The sequence below is a fragment of the Streptomyces sp. NBC_01257 genome, assembly GCF_035917255.1.
GTDB lineage: Bacteria > Actinomycetota > Actinomycetes > Streptomycetales > Streptomycetaceae > Streptomyces.
The window spans coordinates 263,706-280,858 of record NZ_CP108472.1; the positions used below are offsets into that span (position 1 = coordinate 263,706).

Below are 17,153 nucleotides of genomic sequence, written 5' to 3' on the forward strand. Positions count from 1 at the left end.
GCTCGAACTTTTATCTGTGGGGGGACAAAGTGTCGACGTCCGACTGTCCGGCTCAACTCCGTTGCGGTGGAGGAAGGTTGCCCCCGGTCGCCCTTCGGATCACTCGCGGACCGAGGACGATCAGTCTTCGCCGCGAGAACCCGCCTCGACGGCGGGACCCGACGAACTGCGCCGGGTGAACACCCACAGCGCGAGCCCCAGGCAGCTGAACCCGGCACCCAGTAGGCATACGGCGCCCCAGCCGGCCACCGCGTAGAGAGAGGTTGCGGCGATGGCGCCGGTGGCGCTGCCGACCGAGTAGAAGACCATGTATCCGCCGATCAGCCGACTGCCGGCGTCCGGATACAGCGCGTAGATGAGGGTCTGGTTGGTGACATGGACCGCCTGTACGGCGAGATCGAGAAGGATCACTCCGACGACCAGCGCCCCGAGCGAGCTACGGGTGAAGGCAAGGGGAAGCCATGAGGCAACGAGCAGCGCCAGGGCGATACCCGTGGTCCGTCGGGAGAGTCCGCGGTCGTTCAGCCGGCCGGCCGCGTTCGCGGCCAGGGCGCCCACGACACCGACAAGCCCGAGTGCCCCGATCTCGCTGTGGGACAGGAAGTACGGGGCTTCACTGAGCGGTAGCGCGATGCTGCTCCACAGGGTGCTGAAGGCCGCGAAGATCAGCAGTCCGAACAGGGCCCGGAGCCGAAGCAGTCGTTCACGCGCGAAGAGTGTGATCGTGGAGCGCAGGAGCTGCCCGTAGCGCAGGGTCGTCGGACGGGCGCCGATGTCGCGTGGCAGTACTCGGTACAGGACCAGGGCGAGCAGAGCGGTGAGCGACGCCGAGGCGAGGTAGACGGAGCGCCAGCCCGCGAAGTCGGCCATGAGGCCGGAGGCGGTGCGGGCGAGCAGGATGCCGATGACCACGCCGCTCGTGACCAGACCGACGACCCGCCCGCGCCCGGCGGAAGGGGCCAGCGATGCCGCGAAGGCCACCAGCGTCTGCGTGACGACCGCGAGAAGCCCCGTCGCGGCCATCCCCGCCAGCAGGATCACCGGCGTACGGGCGGAGGCCACCACGGCCAGCGCCACCACCAGAAGCAGCAACTGGGCGGCGATGAGCCGCCTGCGGTCGACCGCGTCACCCAGCGGTACGAGAAAGAAGAGCCCCAGCCCGTATCCGACATGCGTGAGGGTGACGACGCTGCCGACGAGTCCCGGGCTCATGCCGAGGTCGCGCCCCATCGTCACCAGGAGCGGCTGGGAGAAGTAGACGTTGGCCACCGCGGCCCCGCAGGCGACGGCGAACAGAATGAACACGCCGCGGGACGGAACAGGCGCGGCACCACCCGCACTTCGCACCTCGGTCCGCCGTGCAGCCGTCTCGCCCTTGCTGGACATCAGCCCCCCTCGACCCATCCGATCCGGTTTCATCTTGCTACCAGTGATGAAGGTAGCTTTTTTGGTAGCATGTTGCAACCAGCATGGAAGGAGAGGCGTCATGGTGACCAGGACACGTTTCGACGACAGCGAGTGCCCCGTCGCACGGTCGGTGGACGCGATCGGCGACTGGTGGTCCCTGCTGATCGTGCGGGACGCCTTCGACGGCAGCCGGCGCTTCGGGGAGTTCCAGCGCAGCCTCGGCGTGGCCAAGAACATCCTCACCGCGCGCCTGCGCACCCTGGTCGCCGGCGGCGTCCTCGAAAACGTCCCCGCCTCGGACGGCAGCGCCTACCGCGAGTACGTACTGACCCCGAAGGGCAAGGCACTCTTCCCCGTCATCGTGGCGCTGCGGCAGTGGGGCGAACAGAACTCCTTCGCCCCCGACGAACCGCACTCAGAATTGGTCGACAGCCGAGAGGGGCAGCCCCTCCGCGCACTCGAAGTACTGTCTGCGGACGGGCGACGGCTGGACCCCGACGACACGATCGTCCACAAGCTATCCACCGGGTGATCCGGCGGAGGCCGGGCGTCGAGATTCCGATAAGCCGCGTCGGGTACACGTACGTGTGCGCTTCTACCTCTGCCTCTGGGGAACAATCCTCAGGTCGCCATGCCCGGACCACCGTTCGGCGTGAGAAACAGCTCGTCCGCGTAACACCAAGCCCAGTCTTCGCCGCGCTCAATTGACCGAGCCACTGGATGGCCGCTGCTCTCGGCGTGATCCTGAGCATGCTTTCCGCGCGAGCTGTCGCAGCAGCCGACGTGACCACAGCTCAGACACTGTCGAAGATGAAGCCACCTCTTCCCCGATTCAAGGCACTCCGAACAGCCTCGTACTGCCGGATCTCCTGGGGAAGCCAGCTCTCCCAGGTGGATGCAGGCACGACCGTCCGGCCTTCCCGCGTCGAAGGCGACGCGATATTCCGTCATCGATGGCTCAGCTCCCTCGGCCTTCATTCCTTTACGGTACGTCGCCACCGCATACGGAAAGGGCTATAGGCTCTGCGGCGCCGCGACGTGGGTAAATCGGCGTCGCGCGAGGATACAGAACCGCATGCGCCGACTACCCATTCCTTCGTTCCGCGCACATGGTGTAACAGGTCACGCGCGCAGCGCGATCGAGATCTCCAACGAGCGCAACGGAATTCGCCGAATTCTGCGAATCCATACCAATCCGCACCGTATTCGGCGTCGAATCACTTGATGAGGGCTGCTCGTTTGCCCTGTCGGCAGGGGCCCGCCCGGGGACGGCCCCTCCGGCCTCCGCGGAATCGTTCCAACGGTTTCGCCGCACCTCTCTCACCCGAGGAACCCACCATGACTACGCATCGCACCATTCGGACAGCAGCCGCTCTCGCGGGTGCTGCAGTCGCACTGCCCGTGTCGATCGGCCTGCTGGCCCCCGCGGCCCACGCCACCGACAGCGGACCCTTCGGGCCCGCCTGCGCCTCGCTGCCGAAGGAAGGTGCCGGCAGCGCCGCGGGCATGGCCAAAGACCCGGTAGCCACCGCCGCGTCGCACAATCCGGCACTGTCCACGCTCGTCACCGCCGTCAAGAAGGCCGGCCTGGTCGACACGCTGAACAACGCGAAGGACATCACCGTCTTCGCGCCGACCAACGATGCCTTCAAGAAGATCCCGAAGGCAGACCTGGCCAAGGTCCTGAGCAACAAGGCGATGCTCACCAAGATCCTCACGTACCACGTGGTGGGCCAGCCCATTGCGCCCAGCGAGCTGCCGAACGGGTCGTTCAAGACCTTGGAGGGCAGCAAGCTCACGACCGACGGCTCGGCCAAGTCCTACGAGGTCAATGACACGGCGAAGATTGTCTGTGGCAACGTCAAGACCGCCAACGCCACTGTCTACATCATCGACACAGTCCTCATGCCGCCCAAGTGAGCGCGGAGCCGCGAGCTGCGCAACGAGGTAGGAAGGCGGCGGGCAGGGAGGCAGGAAGGCTCCGCCCAGGGGAGGATCGATCGCACCTTGCGAGGCGGTCCGACTCGGCGGAGCCGAGGAGGGCGTGCCTCGCCACATCGAGGTCCCACCCGCCACTCCCGCGCCCGCGGTCCGAACGAGGACACCAGCCCTGCGGGGCCTGCTGGGCGAGAGGCGTCCTCAGAAGGCGTACCTGACGCGCAGCCACGGTGTGTGCGTGGACAGCAGCTGCTGAATCCGCGTCAGTGACTGCCGCTTGATCTCCAGGGAGTACCGGACATTGAGTGCTCCGTTCTGCGAGCGCTTGGTCTCCTGGGCGGCGGGCTGCCACAGCACCTCCTCGGCGCGAGGGTGCCAGCCCAGGTTGACCTCGTGCAGTGCCTCGTTGTGGGTCAGCATGATGATCTCGGCAGCCGCCTGCCGCTTCACGCGTGCGGGCACGACGTCGTCCAGGTGAGTGAGCAGGGCGGCCCAGTCCCGCTGCCATCCCGGTCGCAGGACGACGGGCGAGAGGTTGAAATGGACCTCGTAGCCGGCATCGAGGAAGTCGGCAGCCGCATCGATCCGCTCGGCGACCGGGCTGGTACGGATGTCCAGCAGCCTGGCGTCCTCGGGCGGCATGAGGGAGAAGCGCACCCTGGTGCGGCCCTGGGGATCGAGTGCCAGCAGGTCGGGATTGACGAACTTCGTGGCGAAGGAAGCCTTAGCCGTGGGCAGGCCACGGAACGCGGCGATGAGATCGGCCGTGTTGTCACTGACCAACGCGTCGACGGAGCAGTCGCCGTTCTCTCCGATGTCGTAGACCCAGGCCGCGGGGTCGCACTGGTTGGGCTCCGTCTTCGGCCCCTGGGCCCGTACGTGGCGGCGGATGTGGGCCACGATCGCCTCGATGTTGGTGAACAGCGTGATGGGGTTGGCATAGCCCTTGCGCCGGGGGACGTAACAGTAGGCGCATGCCATCGCGCACCCGTTGGAGGCGCCGGGGGCGATCCAGTCGGCCGACCTGCCGTTGGGGCGCGTCCCGAGCGACTGCTTCACCCCGAGGACGAGCGTTTCCGACTTGATGCGGACCCATCGGGAGATGTTCCCGTCGTTGCCGTGCAGGGAGGGGATACGCCAGTGACTCGCGACCTCCGTCACGCGCGCACCCGGGACCCGGGACATGATCTGCCGCCCTCGCGGTGAGTCCAGGGCCGCCGGCTCGGCGTAGACCTCGCGTACGTCGAGCATCCGGCGCGCCTCCGGGGAGTCCCGGAACTTGGGCGACGTGCCCGTCTCCGCGTCCGTGTCCGTGTCCGTGTCCGCCCACCCGAACAGCGCCTGCTGCTCGGGCTCACTCGGGGTGGTGTCATCCACGTACTTGTCCTTCCTGCACCCCTGGGGACCTGAGGCCGGGGCTCACATGCGGGCGAGGGTGGGGCGGCGTGATGTCCGTCGTGCTGAGGGAGGTGTCCGTCAGGGGGGTGGCGTTCCGGGGCCGGAACACTCCAACGAAGCACTGTCCGCTCCAGTTGATCCCTATCCGGGGGTCGCTCTTGGCCAGATCCGACAAAACCCCTCCTCGCCAGTGATCCAGGGGCATTGAAACAGCACGAGGCGTCCATACGGCACCGCACCCCGGGCTCGCCTGCCCGACACCAGCCTTCTGCAGCACGCTTGAGAAGAGCGGGAGAGAGGAGTTCCGCAGACCGGTGGTGTGCGGTGTCCGCATCCCGGATAGCGCCGGAACGCAGCCGAACCCCGCCCTTCAGCCCCCGTCGTCCTATATGGCCACGACCGTCAGTAGTCGGCCGTCGGGGAACAGGACCTCCTCGCCCGACTCCGTGCGGCCCACGAGACCGGCCTCGACGAAGTGGCTCGGGACGATGACGTACGTCACGCACCCACCGCCCTCCGGTTCGAAGACGACCTCGATCCGGCGGCCCTTCCGCATCGCCCAGCGGACGGCGGTTAACGCTTCGGCCCGCTCGTTCGTCCACGACCACCTGCCGAGGTGGCGGTCGATCCGGCGCGGTCGCCAGACCTCGACGTACATGCCGTGCGCGGCGTACAGGACGCCGAACAGGACGAAGGCGGCGAAGCCGCCCATGACGATCAGGCCGGAAGTGCCCGCGGACTGTCCCGCCCCGCGTCCCGTCATGATCAGGATGACCGCCACCAGCCCGACCAGAAGTACCAGGACGCCGGCGACGAACCCCAGGAGCTGTCCCCAGGTCAGGCTGCGGGAGATCACATCCCCCGGGCCCGAGGGGGTCCGCTCCGGGGCGCCGGACCGGATTCCGGTGGGTGGGTGGACCGCGGGCACCGGCACCTCGTTGTGCGTCACCGTGTCCGCGGCCCTCAGATCGGACGTCCCGGCCGCCACGCCCGGCGCAGGTTCCGGCGGACCGGACTCGTCCCGCGTCACCGCGGCGGTCGCCACCGCGTCGGGATCGACAAGGGTCGCGCCGGAACCCTGAGCCGTCGCGGATGCGGCCTCGGGCGGGACGGAGTCGCGCGGCAGGTCCTCGGCGGGCGCGACCCGCGGGAGGGGCAGGGCCTCAAGCCGCTCCCGTACCGCCCGCGCAGTCGGCGGACGGTCCTCCGGCTGCTTGGCGAGGAGCTCCAGCAGCAGGGTGTCCCACTCCAGCGGAAGGCCACTGCGCCGCAGGCCGGGGGCGGCGGGCACCTCGTCGAGATGTCGCAACAGAATGCGCTGCCAGGGCCCTTCGGAGAACGGCGGCCTGCCCACAAGTGCGGCGTACAGGAGACAGCCCAGGGAGTAGAGGTCGCTAGGTGCGCCGACCTCTCCCCCGCCGCCCGCCTGCTCAGGGGACATGAAGGCGACGGTGCCCAGGACATGGCCGGTTCGGGTGAGTGTCGTCAGGTCGATGCCGGTGGCGTCGAGCCGCGCGATGCCGAAGTCCAGCACGGTCACATGCCCGTCGGGGCCGATCATCACGTTTGCCGGCTTCAGGTCCCGGTGCACGACTCCCTCGCCGTGCATGGCGGCGAGCGCGTCGCAGATCTCAGCGCCCCATCGGGCGATCTCGGCCAGCGCGGGGCTTCGCACGGCGAGCACCCGACTCAGCGGCTCACCGGGGATCTCCTCCATGACCAGGTACAGCACCGGACGCCCGTCCACGACCGCCTCACCGGCGTCGTGCATCTCCACGATGTGCGGGTGGTGCAGCCGGGAGGCGACCTGGACCTCTCGGCGGAACCTGCCGGTGGTCTCCGAGGTCATGCCCTCGGCCAGGCCGGTCACCGTCTTCACCGCGACGCCACGCTGGCGGTAGGTGTCCGTGGCCCGCCACACGGTCCCCATGCCTCCGGAACCGATGGGATCGCCCAGCCGGTAGCGCCCCGCGAGCAATGCGCCCCGCATGCCCTCCCCCTCCGTACGGAATGCCGAGAACCGCACCGTCGAGCGAGGAAGCGAGCGACTTACCGCCGACGCCCAAAAGCGTTATGCCGAAGCATAGTTGGCGAACCATGGTCCTGATCCTGGCGCCTCGCCTTCCGACCTGTGGAAGCCTCTCCGTCCGGATGGGCCGAGCGAGCGCTTCCACATCCCGCCCCTCTGCGCGCCGTCGGTCACGGGGAGGACGCCTGGACCCGGCTCTCAGATTCCGGTCTGCCCGGCGAGTCCGGCGGGAGTCCCGGCGCCTCGCAACAGCGTGTCCACGACCCGGGTAGCGAGCGCGTCCGTGTCACCGCCTCCCGCTCCCTCCTTGGCGGCCTCGTGGATGAGGGCGTAGTAGACGCGCCGGGTCCAGTCGAGTTCGATGTCGGGGCGCAGCACGCCCGCTTCCTGGGCGCGACGGAAGAGGTCTACGCAGGTGGCTCGGACCTCGGCGTGGATGCGGGCCGCCTCGGGGTGGGTGTCCTCGGCCGCGCGGTTCATGGCGAACGACCAGTCGGTCTTCACGCGGAGGACGTTGGCCGTGACCTGGTAGAGGGCGACCAGCGGCGGTGCGGCGTCCGGCCGGGCACTGTCGACGGCGGCCGCGAACTGCCGGGCGGCCCAGCCGGTGAGGTCGTCCAGGAGTGCCTCACGCGTGGCGAACCGGCGGTGGACCGTGGTCCGGGCGACACCGGCGGCCCGGGCGAACTGTTCCATGGTCGCCGCCGGGTTGGTGGCCAGGACGCGCTCGGCCGCCTCCAGGATCGTCCGCACGGTCCGTTCGGTGTCGGCCCGCAGGGGCCGTTTCGCCTGCTGTTCCGTTTGCTGCTTCTTCCGCACCGTCACACCGACATGCTACATCGGCACTCCTCCAGAGAGGCTACTTGCAACATTCGTGACGCATGTTCTAGGTTCTTGGCGTCGGAGAGGTAGCAACTCCGTCCCGTCCTGCGGGAGATGCGACAGCAAGGAGCAGTAAGTGATGCAGCACAGGAAGCTCGGCCGCACCGGCATATCGGTCAGCAAGTTCGCGCTGGGCACCCTGCGGCTGGGGGCGTGGGGGAACGCGGACCACGACGATGCGGCCCGGTTGATCCACACGGCCCTGGACGCCGGGATCAACCTCATCGACACCGCCGACCAGTACTCGGGCGGCGAGGCCGAGGAGATCGTGGGCAAGGCCGTCCGCGACCGTCGCGACGAGGTCGTGCTCGCGACGAAGGGGCACTTCCCGGTCCGCTTCAAGGACACGGATCCCAACCGGCAGGGAAACTCCCGCCGTTGGCTCACCAAAGCTGTCGATGACAGCCTGCGCCGCTTGAGTACGGACCGCATCGACCTCTACCAGGTGCACCGCCCGGACCCGGGCACGGACATCGACGAGACGCTCTCGGTCCTGTCCGACCTGGTGCGCGCGGGCAAGATCATGGCCATCGGGACCTCCGACTTCCCCGCCGAACAACTCGTCGAGGCCCGGTGGACCGCCGACCGCAGGGGCCACATCCCCTTCCACACCGAGCAGCCCCCGTACTCCGTCTTCGTACGCGGGATCGAGGCGGACGTGCTGCCCACCGCCCAGAAGTACGGGCTCGGCGTACTGACCTGGAGTCCGCTCAACAGCGGCTGGCTGACCGGGCGGTTCCGCCGCGACAAGCCGATCGAGATGAACTGGTTCCGGCAGGCTGTAGCCCACAAGTTCAGCCTCGACCTGCCGGGCAACCAGCGCAAGCTCGACGCCGTCGAGCAGCTCTCGGCCTTGGCGGACGAGGCGGGAATCTCCCTGACACACCTGGCGCTTGCCTTCGCGACGACCCATCCGGGCGTCACCTCGGTGATCCTCGGCGCCCGCACGGTCGAGCAGCTCACCGACCAGCTCGCCGCCGCCGAGGTCCGGCTCGACGACGAGGTCCTGGACCGCCTGGACGAGATCGTCGCCCCAGGCGTCACACTCAACCCCGCGGACATCGACTACCGACGGCCGGCCCTGACCGACCCCGAGCAGCGCCGCCGGCCCGCCCATCACCGCTGACGGCGGCCCGGCGGCGACGAGGAAGTGCCGTGGGACCGTACTCGGTCCGCCTCAGACGCCCTTCAGAACACGATCGAGTGCCTCCCGGCCCGCCGGCCCCCAGTTCGGCTTGCCGCCGGGAAGGCCCCGGTCTCCGTTCTGCCCCATGAGCATCAGGAAGAGGCTCTTCAGCGCGGCCAGCCCGCGGGCGCGCCGGATCGCCGCCTCGTCCGCCCGCGCATACGTGTCGAAGAAACGTGCGGCACTGCCCGCGGGCAACAGCACCCATGCGGCGGCGAGGTCCCACGCCGGATCGCCGGCGAACATGTCGCCGAAGTCGATGATGCCCGAGAGCGTTCCGTCCGAGACGACGACGTTCGCGGGATGGAGATCGCCGTGCACCCACACCGGCGGGCCCTCCCACCCGTCGGCCGCGGCGGCGTCGTCCCAGACGGCCTGGATGTCGGCCGCGAGCTCCTCGGGGGCAACGGCCCGGTAGAAGTGCTCGAAGCTGTCCGTGCAGTCCCTCGGATGGGCACCGCGGCCCGTATTGGTCGGCGCATCGGCGGGCGCCTCCACATGAAGCGCCCGGAGGAAGCCCGCCAGCGTGTCGGCGGCGTGGGCGCCGCGGCTGATCGAGCCGTGGTCCAGCGGCTCGCCGCTGACCCACGTCATCACGGTCCAGTGCTTGGGGAAGCGCTCGGACGGCTCGCCCCAACGCACCGGGGTCGGCACCGGGAGCGGCAGGCGAGGAGCCAGCACGGGCAGCCACTTCCGCTCGTTGAACTGGAGCTCCGGGGTGGGGTCCATGCGCTGCATGCGCACGGCCAGCTCGTCCCCCAGCCGCCACATCTGGTTGCCCCAGCCACCCGCCACCTCGCGGATGGCCAGGCCCGCGAGGTCCGGATGCTGCTCCCGCAGCAAGTCGCGTACCAGGTCTGCGGTGATCTCGATCTCGGTGTCGGTCATACGAAGCCACAGTACCGAGGGGGGCAGGCGAGGCGATGCCCAGGTGTCCGCTCACCGTCGGGCGGCCGGGCGGGCACACCTTCGGTGTGGCCCTGAACCGGCGGCCGGTGCCTCACACCGTCAGCCAGCCCCGGAGCGCGGCCTGCACCCCGGCCTGGAAGCGGGTCTGCGCGTTGAGGTCGTGCATCAGCCGGGTGATACGGCGGCGGACCGTATGAACGTGCATGTCCAGGCGCCTGGCCATCGCCTCGTCCTTGAAGCCGGAGGCGAGCATGGTCAGCAGCTCCCGGTCCTCGTCCGTGATCTGGTTGTGAGTGACGGACCCGATCGGGAGCGCCCGCTCCCATACGGACTCGAACAACGGCACCAGAGCGTTGCTCAGCAGCGAGTCGCTCACGACCAGGGCCGAGGCCGTCGGGTCCGCCGCGTCCGTCGGCGGCAGCAGGGTCACCCTGCGGTCGACGGTGATCAACTTCGTCGGCAGATCCGTGCCGACCCGTATCTGTACGCCCTGCACGGCCAGATCGCCCAGGCCCCGGGCGCGTCCCTGGAAGCTGAGCCCCTCGCGGTCCACCGCGACGCGCACCCGTACCCCGCGCCGGACCGGCTCGGCGACGTCGAGGGGAGCGGGCATCCCGTCCGGCTGGCTGGCCGCGTAGGGCGGCCGGTCCAGGAGTGCCACCTCCTCGCTCGCCGACACCAGCAGCGAGGCAACCCGGGCGGCGATCGCGGCGCCGCCGCGGACCGTCTCGATGCCGGTGGCGCGGGGGGTGTTCACGGAACTCAGCAGCTGGGCGGCGATCCGGTCGACGGAGCCGGTCAGCTCCTCCAACTCGGCCGACCTGTGCAGGACTTCGGCCTGCCTCAGATGAATCAGGTTCCGCAGCGCGGTCGCGGGAGCCACGGCGGCGGGCAACCCCGCCGCCCCTCGGGCCGGGTGGGTGAAGCCGTGTTCGGCCAGCTGATCGAGCGCGTTCGTGACCCGGCGTGCGGTCAGCCCCAGGGACTGAGCGAGCGCGGTACGGGAGGGGTGTGGTTCGGGTACGTCGAGCAGCGCTTCGTACACCCGGAGTTCGTCCGCCCCGAGCCCGAGCGCCTGCCATTGCGTGTCCCACCCAGTCAGCCCCACTGGCCGGATTCTCGCCTGTCAATGCAGGCCACACAAGTGTGGACGTCCACAAGTGCACACCCGGAACGCATTGTTCACACCCCTGTCCCGGTACTTGCATGTCCGTATCCGATATCCGTTCATGCAGAAATGGCACCGGAGGAGCACCGTGCGGAGTTCAGCACGCAAGAGATCAGCCAGAGCAGGACAGGGGGCCGGCAGCATGGTCGTCGGTCAGGGCATAGCCGCAGTGCTGGCCGCCGCAGGCCTGTTGGTGACAGCGATACCGGCCGCCCATGCGGACACCGCGACCGCGTCCGCCTCGTCCGAGGTGACGCCGGGAGCCGAGACCGAGACTCCGTCGCTCGTCACCGATCTGCACGAGTCGGTGACCGCCACCGGCAGCGCCGCCGACGCCGCGCGCGGCCACCTGAAGGCGAAGAAGAGCCGGTACCACATCGCCGACACCTCGGCCACGGACCTGACCTCCGTCGGGACCACCACCGAGAAGGGCGGCAAGGAGACGGTCCGCCTCCAGCAGAAGTACAAGGGCGTCGAGGTTCTCGGCGGCCAGTACCTGGTCCGGATGACCAAGAAGGACGGCAAGCGCGCCGTCACCGGCACCTCGGGCAACTACTTCACCCAGCTGAAGCTCGACTCGGTCACCCCGAAGGTCTCCGAGAAGACCGCGATCGAGCGCGCCGTCGGCGCCGTCACCACCCGGTTCGGCGGCGGCCTCCTGCGCGCCCCGGCCAAGGGCGAGAAGCAGGCCGCGGCGGAGTTCACCGGCACGGCCGGCGACGTCACGATCCTCCCGCAGGGCACCGGCGTGCTCACCCGGCACATCACCGTCACGGGCACCAACCCGGCCGACGGCTCGCCGGTGCAGCAGGAGGTGTACATCGACGCGCAGTCCGGCTTCCCGGTCATGCAGTACAGCGGCATCAAGACCTTCGGCGCCACGGGCACGGCCACCGGCGCGACGGAAGGCGTCGCGGCCCCCGCCGACGCCTCCACCGCGGCCGCCGACCAGCTCGTCGTCAAGGGCAGCGGCCTCCGCTACAACGGCCAGAAGGTCGACATCAATCTGTACAAGGACACCAAGGGTCTCCTGCAGATGATCGACTACAGCAAGCGGGCCGCGGACGACTCCCCGTACGCGGGCCCCATGCTCGCCACGTACGACGCCCGAGGCCGTGAGGCGTCCAGCGCCTCCGGTGTCTGGCCCACCGGCATCAAGTACTTCCAGCCGGCCACCCCGGAACTCGGTGAGGAGTACACCAACTCCGGCGCCGTGGACGCCCACTGGGCCGCCGGCAAGGTCTACGACTACTACAAGAACCACTTCGGCCGGAAGGGCCTCGACGGCCAGGACGGCTACATCTACTCCCTGGTCGGCGTCGTCCAGCGGGGCCAGCCGTACAACAACGCTTTCTGGGACGGCCAGAAGATGGTGTACGGCCAGGGTGGCGGCGACTACCGCACCTTCTCCGCCGACACCGACGTCGTCGGCCACGAGATGACCCACGGCGTCGTCGAGCACACCGCGAACCTGGTCTACGCGGGCCAGTCCGGCGCCATGAACGAGGCGATCGCCGACTACTTCGGCAACGCCATCGACCTGGAGGCCAACGGCCAGTCGATGGACGACCCGGACGCCGGTCTCCTCGGCGAGGACCTGTGCACCACCGCGGGCCCCCGCGAGTGCGCCCTGCGCGACCTGAACGACGGCGCCACCACGTCGAAGAACTTCATCGGCGTCACCTACAGCGGTGACAACGGCGGCGTCCACCTCAACTCGACGATCTTCTCCGGCGCGCTGTGGGACATGCGCCAGGACCTCGGCGCCGAGCTCGCCGACCAGTACGTCTACCGTGCCCTGTCCGCGTACATGACCCCCCTCGACGGCTTCACCGAGGGCCGCGCCGCGGTCATCGCCGCCGCGAAGGAGCTGGGCGCCACCAAGGCCCAGCTGGCGACCGTCAAGCGGTCCTTCGACGCGCACGGCATCGTCCCCGGCTGGGAGAAGGCCCTCGGCGTCGACACCGACACGCTCATCTCCAAGGTAAACGTCGCCAGCACCGGCGTGGGCGCGGCCGGCGGCAAGTACGCCGTCTCCCGCTCCAACGAGGACGGCAGCGAGCCGTACTCGGTGTGGCTGGGCAACACCTCCGGCAAGGGCCAGCCGCAGCTGGTGAGCGCCAACAACGGCGACTACAACGTCTACGCCAACACCGACGGCAAGACGGTGGTGTGGGCCGACTACAGCAGCCAGGGCATCTTCATCATGGCCCGCCCGGTCGGCGGCGGCCTCGCCAAGAGGATCGACGGCATCGGAAGCGACGTCACCGGCCTCGTCGTGGACGGCGACTGGGTCGCGTACACCGCCCTCAACCCGCAGTACGGTGTCACGAACGTCCGGTACGTCAACATGAAGACCGGCGAGTACGGCCTGGTCGACGGCGGCCGTCCCTACAACATCTCGGGCCTGGCCTCCATCAAGGACGGCAAGATCGCCTACGCCAAGGTGGCCCCCGACGCGAACGGCAACATGAAGGTCGGCGTCGAGGTCTTCGACACGGCGACCCACACCAAGACGACGATGCCCGCCTCCGACGACACCATGGGCATCGGCCAGACCGCGATCACCGACGACGGTGTCTTCTGGATCGAGGACGACGACGCCACCGACACCGGCAAGGCCGCGGTGCGCCGCGCGGACCTCGACGGCTCGAACCCGGTCACCGTCACCCCGGAGGCGGGCGAAGGCTCCCTGTACGCCTACTCGCTGACGGCCTCCGACGACGCGGTCAGCATCTCGACCGTCCCCCCGGCCACCTCGTGGGCCAACGACACGATGATGAAGCTGTACCAGATCGCCCCCGACGGCAAGGGCGGCGCGCAGCGCGTCTCCTGCAACCGCGGCGAGCAGACGTTCGGCGCAGCCGACGAGGGCCAGCGGGTCCTGTGGCTTGACGGCACCACCGGCTACACGAACCTCGTGAAGCGCGACCGCCCGGCGGGTCGTTGCTGATCGGGACCTGACACTCACGGGAGAGGCGGCCGGGCTTTGGGGAGCCCGGCCGCCTCTCCCGTGCTCGGCCGGGAGCGTGCGCCCCCGGCTGGTGCTCCGCCGTCCGCGTTCGCGCCTGATCCGTTCGGAGTAGCTCCGCTGGCAGCGGAGTGACGCCGCGGCAAGGCTGGCGGACGGGGTCGCCGACGGGCTGCCCCAGTCTGCCGCGAGGGAGCGCACCATGTCCGGGAACACCCAGTCGAAGCCTGCCCAGTCCTCGATCAGCCGGGCCAACGAGGAAGTTCGGAGCCGGTTCCCGTTCGATGACACCCAGGACATGGACGACGCCCGGCGCGGGTTCATGGGAACGGCGGAGAGCAGCAAGATCAGCACGGCCGACGGCACGTCCGTCTGGAATCTCGACGCCTACGGGTTCCTGGCGCAGGAGTGCCCGCCCACCGCCAATCCGAGTCTGTGGCGGCAGAGCCGCCTGGTCGCCGATCACGGTCTGTTCGAGGTCGTGGAGGGCATCTACCAGATCCGCGGATTCGATCTGTCGAACATGACGGTGGTCGAGGGAGAGCGCGGCGTCCTGGTGATCGACCCGCTGATCTCCTCAGAGACCGCCGCCGCGGCCCTGGCGCTCTACCGCAGCCACCGCGGCGACCGCCCGGTCACCGCGGTGCTGTACACGCACAGTCATGTCGACCATTTCGGTGGAGTGAAGGGCGTGGTCACCGCCGAGGAGGTCGCGGCCGGGGTGCCGGTGATCGCACCGGAGGGCTTTCTGGAGCACGCGGTCAGCGAGAACGTGTACGCGGGAACGGCGATGGCACGCCGCGCCGCCTACATGTACGGGGCCGCCCTGCCCAAGGGCCCGCAGGGACAGATCGGTGCAGGGCTGGGGCAGACGACCTCGACGGGTTCGGTCGGCCTGATCCCGCCGACGCTCGATATCACCCGCACCGGGCAGACGGAGACCGTCGACGGCATCCGCATGGTCTTCCAGCTCACCCCCGGCACCGAGGCCCCCTCCGAGCTGAACATCCACTTCCCCGGCCATGCGGCACTGTGCCTCGCCGAGAACGCGACCCACAACCTGCACAACCTGCTGACCCTCCGGGGTGCGGAGGTCCGCGACCCGCGGGTCTGGGCCATGTATCTGACCGAGGCGGTCACCCTGTTCGGCGACTCCACCGACGTCGCCTTCGCCTCCCACCACTGGCCCGTGTGGGGCCGGGAGAAGGCGAAGTCGTTCCTCTCCGAACAGCGCGACCTGTACGCCTACCTGCACGACCAGACACTGCGGATGATCAACCAGGGCATGACGCCCCTGGAGATCGCCGAGGCGATGGAGATGCCTCCGGCGCTGGAGCGGGCCTGGCACACCCACGGCTACTACGGCTCCGTCAGTCACAACACCAAGGCCGTCTACCAGCGGTACATGGGCTGGTTCGACGGGAACCCGGCCCATCTGTGGGAGCACCCGCCCGTCGAGGCGTCGAAGCGGTATGTGGACTTCATGGGGGGCGCCGACGAGGTGGTGCGGCGGGCGCGTGACGCGTTCGCCGAAGGCGACTTCCGCTGGGTCGCGCAGGTCGTGAACCATGTCGTCTTCGCGGACCCGACCCACGCGGAGGCCCTGGCTCTGCAGGCGGACGCGCTGGAGCAGCTGGGGTACGGCAGCGAGAACGGGACCTGGCGCAACTTCTACCTGACGGGTGCCCTGGAACTTCGCCGGGGCCCGGTCGGGTCGCCGACCACCACAGCGTCTGCGGACTTCCTCCGCGTCCTCTCGCTGGACCAGCTCTTCGACGCCCTGTCCATCCGGGTCGACGGTCCTCGCAGCTGGGACGCGGACATCACCGTGCGCTGGAACGTGACGGGCGGGGAGCCCGTCACCCTGCGGCTGCGCAACGGCGTGCTCACCCACATCGCCGGGACCGGACCGGCTGTCTCCTCCCCCGACGTCGAGGTTGCTCTGGACGAGGCCGCGCTGCGTGCCGTCCTGCTGGGCAGCCTCCCCCCGTCGGAACTTCCGGGACGCGCCACCATCACCGGGGACGCGGCGAAGATCACCGAACTCCTCGGCCACCTCAGCCCGCCGGACCCGGACTTCACCATCGTCACTCCCTGACCCGACCGGCCACGGCGGCGCGGACCGGCACGGGCCGGTCCGCGCCTGCCTGGTCCCTTAGCTGTTTTCGGCAAGGAGAACGCCCATGGCATCCGTCGACGCCGCCACCCTCCGCCGGATGAGCGATGCGCTCTTCATCGAGAAGGGGCTGCGCAGCCCCGGCTCGACCCGGTTCTGGGGACTGCTCGTCCTGGCCTCGGTCATCGCGAGCGCGGGCGTGGTCGGCGACTCGACGGCGACCGTCATCGGGGCGATGATCGTGGCTCCGCTGATGACTCCGATCCTGGGCAGCGCACTGGCGCTGGTCCTCGCCGACCGGTCGCAGGTGGTGCGGTGCGTCCTGCTGGTGCTGGGCGGTGCGCTGGCCGTGGTGGCGGTCGGCATGCTTCTCGGGTGGATCGCCGCTCCGCCGGACGCGTTCGCCTCCAACAGCCAGGTCACGTCCCGGATCAGCCCGCGTCTGATCGACCTGCTCGCCGCGCTGGCCACCGGCACCGTGGGCGCCTTCGCGCTGGTGCGCGCGGACATCTCGGACACGCTGCCGGGTGTGGCGATCGCCATCTCCCTGGTGCCGCCGCTGGCCGTGACCGGGCTCCTTCTCACGGTGGGCCGCTATCACGACGCCGGAGAGTCCACGCTGCTGTTCGCGACGAACGTGGCGGCCATCGTGGCGACCGGCACGATCGTCTTCCTCGTCTTCGGCGTAAGGGGCGTGGCGCAGGAGTCGGGCTTCGCCGTGGGCCGGTTCCACGGTGGTTCGCTGGCGGCCGTGGTGGGGCTCATGCTCCTGATCGCCGTGCCGCTGACCACCGGGACGATCACCGTGGCCAGGGACCGCTCCCTGGCTGCCGACGCCCGCCCGGTCGCCGAGAGATGGGCCGCCACCGGGAAATGGCAGATCGCCTCCGTCGAGGGCCGCAACGGCGTCGTGGTCATCGGCGTACTCGGGCTGCCGCCCCAGCCGGCACCCACCGCGCTGCGTGCCGCCCTCGATCGCAACGGGATGCGGGACGCGGATCTCGAACTGCATCTGGTGGGCGGCCGCACCCACTGGTGCCCGGCGGACACCGACACCTGCACCGTGCGGGACTCGGCCATCGGCTGACCGCGTTCACGCCGCGCCCGGGCACCAGCCCCTGACACGGCGTCCCGCCGGAGAACCGCGGA

Annotated in this window: 13 protein-coding genes; 6 read left to right on the plus strand and 7 right to left on the minus strand. The window is 69.5% G+C overall.

The window, feature by feature from the left end; all coding sequences use genetic code 11:
• Positions 1–120: 120 nt before the first annotated feature.
• Positions 121–1,386: an MFS transporter gene (locus OG408_RS01230; RefSeq protein ID WP_326667544.1), complete on the minus strand. Its 1,266-nt coding sequence runs from the start codon at positions 1,384–1,386 to the stop codon at positions 121–123.
• A gap of 100 nt (positions 1,387–1,486) precedes the next feature.
• On the opposite strand from OG408_RS01230, the gene OG408_RS01235 reads away from it, so the two are divergent.
• Complete coding sequence (locus OG408_RS01235; protein ID WP_326667546.1) at positions 1,487–1,939, plus strand: winged helix-turn-helix transcriptional regulator; 453 nt, start codon at positions 1,487–1,489, stop codon at positions 1,937–1,939.
• A gap of 89 nt (positions 1,940–2,028) precedes the next feature.
• Here OG408_RS01235 and OG408_RS01240 read toward each other — a convergent pair whose 3' ends face one another.
• Positions 2,029–2,385, minus strand: coding sequence for a UBP-type zinc finger domain-containing protein (locus OG408_RS01240; protein WP_326667548.1), 357 nt, complete (start codon positions 2,383–2,385; stop codon positions 2,029–2,031).
• 360 nt (positions 2,386–2,745) lie between these two features.
• Here OG408_RS01240 and OG408_RS01245 point away from each other — a divergent pair, with 360 nt between their 5' ends.
• Positions 2,746–3,327: a fasciclin domain-containing protein gene (locus OG408_RS01245; protein ID WP_285567643.1), complete on the plus strand. Its 582-nt coding sequence runs from the start codon at positions 2,746–2,748 to the stop codon at positions 3,325–3,327.
• 219 nt (positions 3,328–3,546) lie between these two features.
• On the opposite strand, the gene OG408_RS01250 is transcribed toward OG408_RS01245, so the two are convergent.
• The 3 genes from OG408_RS01250 to OG408_RS01260 all read right to left on the minus strand — a co-directional run bounded on the left by OG408_RS01250 (position 3,547) and on the right by OG408_RS01260 (position 7,597).
• On the minus strand, positions 3,547–4,722 hold the full coding sequence (locus OG408_RS01250; RefSeq protein WP_405401198.1) for a spore photoproduct lyase family protein: 1,176 nt from the start codon (positions 4,720–4,722) through the stop codon (positions 3,547–3,549).
• 406 nt (positions 4,723–5,128) lie between these two features.
• Positions 5,129–6,733 (minus strand): serine/threonine-protein kinase, encoded by a 1,605-nt coding sequence (locus OG408_RS01255; RefSeq protein WP_326667552.1) that lies wholly within the window; start codon positions 6,731–6,733, stop codon positions 5,129–5,131.
• Between the two features lie 237 nt (positions 6,734–6,970).
• Complete coding sequence (locus tag OG408_RS01260; protein WP_442805994.1) at positions 6,971–7,597, minus strand: TetR/AcrR family transcriptional regulator; 627 nt, start codon at positions 7,595–7,597, stop codon at positions 6,971–6,973.
• Positions 7,598–7,733: 136 nt separating this feature from the next.
• On the opposite strand from OG408_RS01260, the gene OG408_RS01265 reads away from it, so the two are divergent.
• Positions 7,734–8,780, plus strand: a complete 1,047-nt coding sequence (locus OG408_RS01265; protein ID WP_326667554.1) for an aldo/keto reductase — start codon at positions 7,734–7,736, stop codon at positions 8,778–8,780.
• Positions 8,781–8,831: 51 nt separating this feature from the next.
• Here OG408_RS01265 and OG408_RS01270 read toward each other — a convergent pair whose 3' ends face one another.
• Both OG408_RS01270 and OG408_RS01275 read right to left on the minus strand, forming a co-directional pair.
• Positions 8,832–9,728 carry an aminoglycoside phosphotransferase family protein gene (locus OG408_RS01270; RefSeq protein ID WP_285567637.1) on the minus strand — a complete coding sequence of 299 codons (897 nt, stop codon included), beginning with the start codon at positions 9,726–9,728 and terminating at the stop codon, positions 8,832–8,834.
• A 112-nt stretch (positions 9,729–9,840) separates the two neighbouring features.
• A complete protein-coding gene (locus OG408_RS01275; RefSeq protein ID WP_285567635.1) occupies positions 9,841–10,857 on the minus strand; it encodes a LuxR family transcriptional regulator in 1,017 nt (338 codons plus the stop codon).
• A gap of 202 nt (positions 10,858–11,059) precedes the next feature.
• Between OG408_RS01275 and OG408_RS01280 the strand changes: the two genes are divergently transcribed.
• From OG408_RS01280 to OG408_RS01290, 3 genes are all read left to right on the plus strand, one after another.
• Positions 11,060–13,870, plus strand: a complete 2,811-nt coding sequence (locus OG408_RS01280; protein ID WP_326667557.1) for a M4 family metallopeptidase — start codon at positions 11,060–11,062, stop codon at positions 13,868–13,870.
• Positions 13,871–14,090: 220 nt separating this feature from the next.
• Complete coding sequence (locus tag OG408_RS01285; protein ID WP_326667559.1) at positions 14,091–15,986, plus strand: alkyl/aryl-sulfatase; 1,896 nt, start codon at positions 14,091–14,093, stop codon at positions 15,984–15,986.
• Between the two features lie 85 nt (positions 15,987–16,071).
• The gene (locus tag OG408_RS01290) at positions 16,072–17,091 is read left to right on the plus strand and encodes a DUF389 domain-containing protein (protein ID WP_285563816.1); all 1,020 of its coding nucleotides are present in this window, start codon (positions 16,072–16,074) and stop codon (positions 17,089–17,091) included.
• The last annotated feature ends 62 nt before the right edge of the window (positions 17,092–17,153 follow it).

What these genes read in the sequence shown, in the direction of transcription:
- OG408_RS01255 (WP_326667552.1), bottom strand. Translation starts at nt 6,733, where the DNA reads ATGCGGGGCGCATTGCTCGCGGGGCGCTACCGGCTGGGCGATCCCATC.
- OG408_RS01270 (WP_285567637.1), bottom strand. Translation starts at nt 9,728, where the DNA reads ATGACCGACACCGAGATCGAGATCACCGCAGACCTGGTACGCGACTTG.
- OG408_RS01290 (WP_285563816.1), top strand. Translation starts at nt 16,072, where the DNA reads ATGGCATCCGTCGACGCCGCCACCCTCCGCCGGATGAGCGATGCGCTC.
- OG408_RS01285 (WP_326667559.1), top strand. Translation starts at nt 14,091, where the DNA reads ATGTCCGGGAACACCCAGTCGAAGCCTGCCCAGTCCTCGATCAGCCGG.
- OG408_RS01280 (WP_326667557.1), top strand. Translation starts at nt 11,060, where the DNA reads ATGGTCGTCGGTCAGGGCATAGCCGCAGTGCTGGCCGCCGCAGGCCTG.
- OG408_RS01265 (WP_326667554.1), top strand. Translation starts at nt 7,734, where the DNA reads ATGCAGCACAGGAAGCTCGGCCGCACCGGCATATCGGTCAGCAAGTTC.
- OG408_RS01230 (WP_326667544.1), bottom strand. Translation starts at nt 1,386, where the DNA reads ATGTCCAGCAAGGGCGAGACGGCTGCACGGCGGACCGAGGTGCGAAGT.
- OG408_RS01235 (WP_326667546.1), top strand. Translation starts at nt 1,487, where the DNA reads ATGGTGACCAGGACACGTTTCGACGACAGCGAGTGCCCCGTCGCACGG.
- OG408_RS01245 (WP_285567643.1), top strand. Translation starts at nt 2,746, where the DNA reads ATGACTACGCATCGCACCATTCGGACAGCAGCCGCTCTCGCGGGTGCT.
- OG408_RS01240 (WP_326667548.1), bottom strand. Translation starts at nt 2,385, where the DNA reads ATGAAGGCCGAGGGAGCTGAGCCATCGATGACGGAATATCGCGTCGCC.